A 3367-nucleotide genomic window follows, 5' to 3' on the forward strand; every position below is an offset into this window, starting at 1 on the left:
CGGGTCCCCGTCTGATCCGGTGACCGTCGAGCGGGCCAGGCTCGTTGTGTGCCCAAAGTGTGGTGCTCCTGAGTCAGGCCCGTGCACGGATGCCATGAAGCCCCGAAAAGCGAACCATAAGGAGCGGGTCCGTCGCTTCCGCGAGTGGATGGAGGAGACCCATCCTCGATTTCCATGGCGCGGAGCGTCGTAGCTGCCAGTCTCGGCCTGATGAATTTTGCATGATGTGCGAATTCCGAGAATAGTCATGCGGACTCGATGCGGCGGATCCAATTTTTGCCGTCTGCGGCTACTCCTTCGAGAATATGGATCGTGTGTTGGAGGCCGCCGGCGTCCTGGGGGCGGCTGGCCACCGATGCTGCTGTTTCGTCCTCGGTTAATTCATCGGGTGCGGATTCCGTCGTTTTCATCTGGATTTTTTGGCCGTTCATCAGGGCGAGCTGGAACTTCTGTGTCGCGGACCGCTGGTATCCAAGCTCGAAGACCTGTTCCGACTGCGGCTGGCGAAACCCAGGCCTCACCCTGTCGGACCGTATCCTCGCCTGCCAGTCCTGCGGGCTGGTAGGCGACCGCGACCTGAACGCCGCGGTCAACCTGTCCAACCTCGTCGCCGCCAGTACGTCGGAGACAGTAAACGCCCGTGGAGCCGACCGTAAGACCCCGTCCGCGGGGCGGGCGGCTGGGAAACGGGAACCCGGCACGGCTCCGGCCGGTCAGACCGGGAGTGCCTCACCGCAAGGTGAGGCGGCATGAGCGCCGCTATCGGGCGCTCTTATGCAACGGCTGCTGACCGACGGCAAGCGCAAGAGCATGGTCCCGATGGCCGCCCGCCTCGGTGTGGACCCTCAGCAGCTGCAGCAGTTCGTGACCAGCTCGACCTGGGACTACCGCCAGGTCCGGCGGCGCCTCGCCGGCTGGGCGGCCGGGTTCCTCGATCCGGTCGCGCTGGTCGTGGACGACACCGGTTTCCCGAAGGACGGGCCGGCGTCGCCGGGGGTGGCCCGGATGTACTCCGGCTCCCTGGGCAAGGTCGGTAACTGTCAGATCGGGGTGTCGGTGCACGCGGTCACCGACTGGGCGTCGGCCGCGGTGGACCGGCGGCTGTTCCTCCCGACCTCCTGGGACGACACCACCCTGACCGACCCGACCGAGGTCGCCGCCGCCCGGGCCCGGCGGGAACGGGCCGCGATCCCCGACAAGGCGCGGCACCGGGAGAAATGGCGGCTCGCCCTGGACATGATCGACGAACTGGCCGGCTGGGGCATGCCTGTGCGGCCGGTCGTGGCGGACGCCGGCTACGGCGACGCCGCCGAGTTCCGCCAGGGGCTGACCGACCGGAACATCCCCTACGTGCTGGCGGTGAAGCCGACCGCGACCGCCTACCCGGCCGACGCGGTGCCGGTCACCGCCCCCTACCCGGGAAACAGCCGGCGGCCCACACCCGCCTACCCCGACCCGCCCCGCGATCTGAAATCCCTGGTCATGGCCGTCGGCCGCCGCGCCGGCCGGTCTGTGACCTGGCGTCACGGCACCCACCGGACCCCGGCCAACCCGACGGTGGGGATGCGGTCCCGCTTCCTCGCGCTCCGGGTCCGCCCCGCGGGCCGGAACATCACCCGTAACCCCGACCGGAGCCTGCCCGCCTGCTGGCTGCTCGCCGAATGGCCCCCCGGCCAGCCCGAACCCACCGACTACTGGCTGTCCACCCTGCCCACCGGCATCCCCCTGCGCGATCTTGTCCGCCTCGCGAAGATCCGCTGGCGGATCGAACACGACTACCGCGAACTCAAAGACGGCCTCGGCCTCGACCACTTCGAAGGACGCACCTTCACCGGCTGGCACCACCACGTCACCCTCGTCAGCATCGCCCAAGCACTCTGCACCCAGCTGAGACGAACCCCAAAAGTCCCTGCGCCGGCCTGACCCTCTACGGAGTCCTCCGCACCCTCCAGGCCCTGCCCGCCGTCTGGACCGGCGCCTGCCCCACCTGCCAACGACCCTTCACCCACACACCCACCGTCACACAACACCTATCCGGAGTCACCTAACGAAGTCCTACTAGTATCGGCTAACGGACAGCGCGCCTCGCCCCGGGCTGATCCTCCTGGATCTCCGAGTCTGCCGTGAGGGGAAGGGTGCGCCCGGCGCGACGACGCCGGTGATGCGGCGGCCGAGCGGTGCAACTCGCGCAACACTCGCTGGTGGGCGAGGCATGGACCTTATGATCAAGCGCGGCTGGGGTCGACCCAACAAGACTCGAACCCACAGTCGCAGGTCGATGTACTGCAGCCATCGGCCTCGCTGGTTGCAGACCGCCCCATTGGGTAGTCAAGCCGCAGGTTATGGCATATGTCGATCTTCTTTGGCGTCGGTGAGTGCACCAAACCAGCACTAATGCGAACCTAAACCTGCAGGTCAACGGCCCGACCGTTTCCGTCGAGCCCGTCCACGCGAAGATCCGGCGGTCCGGCTACACGGCGATGCGAACGCCAAGAAGATCGGATAGGAACCGGGCGTCGCGACCATGGCACGAGTCCCAGTGGCGGTATCAGCGGTGATACCGTCGGGTGGTGGCGATGACACTGCGCTTGACGGATGACGAGGCAGAGGCTTTGCGTCTGCGTTCGGAGTTGGAACAGCGGTCGATGCAGGAGATCGCCCGGGAGGCGATCCGGGAGTACATCGAGGCACACAGCCGGGCGGAACTGCTGGATCAGGTGCTGGACGAGGAGCTGCCGCGGTACGCCGAGGCGCTCCGCTGGCTCGGCGAATGATCTACCTGACGCTTCGCGAACTGCTGTACATCGCCGAGCGGGCCATCGGTTCCGATCCGGTGGTCAGGGACCACGGCCTGCTCGAATCCGCTCTCGCGCGCCCGCGGGCGACGGTGTTCGGCCGGGACGCCTATCCCTCTCTTGACGGCAAGGCCGCCGCGCTCCTGCATTCACTGGCTCGCAACCATGCCCTCGTCGACGGGAACAAGCGGCTCGCCCTTGCCGGTCTGATCGCCTTCTACGGTGTCAACGGCCGTCGCCTGACGCTGACCAACGACGAGGCCTACGACCTCGTGATGAGCATCGCGTCCGGTGTCCACGATTCCGTCGAGGACATCACCAAGATCCTTGAAGGGGCGACCCGGAGGCGTCGGTGAGGACCCATGGCCGTCGCGTACGCCGCATGTCTGCCCTGGGGTTCCTCGGTCCGTTCTGACGGCTGATGGCCGCTGTGACCAGTGGCGTGCAGTACGGCCATCTTCCGCTGTCAGGATCGTGCGCGAACAGCTCACCTCGCCACCGCCTACACGCCAGCAAATTTGCCGGGGACATGCCTGCGATGTTGCGGAAGATGTGCCCTTCTCGCCCAGGGC

General features: G+C 67.1%; 4 protein-coding genes and 2 pseudogenes. 5 read left to right on the top strand and 1 reads right to left on the bottom strand.

Annotated features, from left to right (window positions below; translation table 11 throughout):
* Window positions 1-19 precede the first annotated feature (19 nt).
* Window positions 20-193, top strand: coding sequence for a zinc finger domain-containing protein (locus tag AC08OX_RS16225; protein ID WP_476608594.1), 174 nt, complete (start codon window positions 20-22; stop codon window positions 191-193).
* A 52-nt stretch (window positions 194-245) separates the two neighbouring features.
* On the opposite strand, the gene AC08OX_RS16230 is transcribed toward AC08OX_RS16225, so the two are convergent.
* A complete protein-coding gene (locus AC08OX_RS16230; RefSeq protein WP_175455954.1) occupies window positions 246-521 on the bottom strand; it encodes a hypothetical protein in 276 nt (91 codons plus the stop codon).
* On the opposite strand from AC08OX_RS16230, the pseudogene AC08OX_RS16235 reads away from it, so the two are divergent.
* From AC08OX_RS16235 to AC08OX_RS16250, 4 genes and pseudogenes are all read left to right on the top strand, one after another.
* A pseudogene (locus AC08OX_RS16235) lies at window positions 454-753 on the top strand (zinc ribbon domain-containing protein); the annotation flags it as partial. The gene AC08OX_RS16230 and the pseudogene AC08OX_RS16235 sit on opposite strands and share 68 nt — an antisense overlap.
* 30 nt (window positions 754-783) lie before the next feature.
* Window positions 784-1923: pseudogene (locus AC08OX_RS16240) on the top strand (IS701 family transposase); the annotation flags it as partial.
* A 689-nt stretch (window positions 1924-2612) separates the two neighbouring features.
* Window positions 2613-2774: a hypothetical protein gene (locus AC08OX_RS16245; RefSeq protein WP_235187236.1), complete on the top strand. Its 162-nt coding sequence runs from the start codon at window positions 2613-2615 to the stop codon at window positions 2772-2774.
* Window positions 2771-3151 carry a type II toxin-antitoxin system death-on-curing family toxin gene (locus AC08OX_RS16250; protein WP_476608593.1) on the top strand — a complete coding sequence of 127 codons (381 nt, stop codon included), beginning with the start codon at window positions 2771-2773 and terminating at the stop codon, window positions 3149-3151. Before AC08OX_RS16245 ends, AC08OX_RS16250 begins: the two co-directional genes overlap by 4 nt.
* Window positions 3152-3367: the final 216 nt, after the last annotated feature.

The organism is Frankia sp. CoBUL1 (genome assembly GCF_978021245.1).

What these genes read in the sequence shown, in the direction of transcription:
- AC08OX_RS16250 (WP_476608593.1), top strand. Translation starts at nt 2,771, where the DNA reads ATGATCTACCTGACGCTTCGCGAACTGCTGTACATCGCCGAGCGGGCC.